The organism is Burkholderia sp. E168m23, from assembly GCF_016586125.1.
Lineage (GTDB): Bacteria > Pseudomonadota > Gammaproteobacteria > Burkholderiales > Burkholderiaceae > Burkholderia > Burkholderia orbicola.
Window position 1 is genome coordinate 1 of sequence record NZ_BCPP01001206.1, and the last position, 1,748, is coordinate 1,748.

The following is a 1,748-nucleotide window of genomic DNA, read 5'->3' on the forward strand; positions in this document are numbered from 1 at the left end:
GACGGCGCGAGTTCGGTCTTGTAATCGGCGTCCGAGCCCATCGCCGTCACGTGCAGCCCGGGATGCAGGTCTTCCGCGTGCACGAGCGGCGCGCGGCTCGGCGTGGTCGTCACCGCGATGTCCGCATCGGCCAGCGCCGCGTGCACCGAGCGCGCGACGATCGCGTCGATTCCATGCGCGGCACGCACGTCGGCCGCGAAGCGCGCGGCACGTTCGGCGTCGCGCGCCCACACCGTCACGTGCGTGATGTCGCGCACCAGCATCAGCGCGGCGAGTTGCAGCCGGGCCTGCTCGCCCGCGCCCACGATCGCCGCGCGGCGCGCATCGGCGCGCGCGAGCCGGCGCGCGGCCACGGCGCCGGCCGCCGCGGTGCGCACGGCCGTCAGGTAGCCGTTGTCGAGCAGCACGGCCTCGGTCAGGCCGGTACGCGCCGATAGCACGAGCATCAGCCCGTTCAGGCTCGGCAGCCCGAGCGACGGGTTGTCGAAGAAACCGGGGCTGACCTTGATCGCGAAGCTGTCGAAACGCGGCAAATATGCGGTCTTCACGTCGACTTCGGCGTGGCGCGCCGGCAGCGCGAGATTCAGGATCGGCGGCATCACGACCGCGTCGGTCGCGAGCGACGCGAACGCGGCCTCGACCTGGTCGATCGCGGCGAGATCGAGCGGCACCAGCGCACGCAATTGCGCCTGACCGAGCAACGTGACGGGATGGGCCATGTCAGTTCTCCGAAACGAGCCGGCGATGCGCGGCCATGTCGATGTTCGCGCCGCTCACGACGACCACGATCGGGCCGCCGCGATCGCGGCGCACGATCCGCTCGTCCAGCAACGCGGCGAGGCCGACCGCGCCGGCGCCTTCGACGACGAGCCGCTCTTCCCGATACGCATGCGCGATGCCGCGCGCGATCGACGGCTCGTCGAGCAGCACGACGTCGTCGGCCAGCGCGCGCGTCATGTCGAACGTGTAGCGGTTGTCCAGACCGATGCCGCCGCCGAGCGAATCGGCCAGCGTCGGCTGCTCGGCGACGTCGACCGGGCGGCCGGCCGCGAGGCTCGCATGCATCGCGGCGCCGCGCGTCATCGATACGCCGATCATCTCGATCGGCGGCCGGATCGTCTTCGCGGCAAACGCGACGCCGCTGAACAGGCCGCCGCCCGACAGCGGTACGACGAGCGTCGCCGTATCGGGCAGCGCCTCTAGGATCTCGACGCCGATCGTCGCCTGGCCCGCGATGATGCGCGGATCGTCGAACGGCGGTACGTACGCATAGCCTTCGTCGCGCACCAGGCGCCGTGCTTCGACCTGCGCGTCGTCCTGGCTCTCGCCGACGATCACCACGCGCGCGCCGAGCGCCGCGACCGCATCGACCTTGTTGGCCGGCACCAGCGACGACATGCAGACGGCCGCGTCGATGCCGAGCGAGCGTGCCGCATGCGCGACCGCGCGGCCGTGGTTGCCGGTCGACGCGGTGACCACGCGCGTCACGCGTTGGGCCGCGAGTTCCGCGAGCGCATTGGTCGCGCCGCGCAGCTTGAAGCTGCCGGTCGGCTGCAGCGTCTCGAGTTTCAGGTAGACGGGGGCGCCGACGCGCACGGACAGCGCGGCGGACGCGACGAGCGGCGTACCGTCGGCGCGCCCGGCGAGGCGACGGCGCGCGCGGTAAACGTCGGACAGCGACAGGAAGGACATGGAACGCGCGCCTCGCGACGAATGTGATGCGATCCAGTCTAATGTTCCAAATCGCG

Annotated in this window: 2 protein-coding genes; both read right to left on the reverse strand. The window is 71.6% G+C overall.

Annotated features, from left to right (window positions below; genetic code table 11):
• The coding region (locus JMF90_RS35720; protein ID WP_201326218.1) for an ornithine cyclodeaminase family protein at positions 1-719 on the reverse strand (719 nt) is incomplete at its 3' end.
• 1 nt (position 720) lies between these two features.
• A complete protein-coding gene (gene eutB, locus JMF90_RS35725; protein ID WP_201317210.1) occupies positions 721-1,692 on the reverse strand; it encodes a hydroxyectoine utilization dehydratase EutB in 972 nt (323 codons plus the stop codon).
• Between the last annotated feature and the right edge of the window lie 56 nt (positions 1,693-1,748).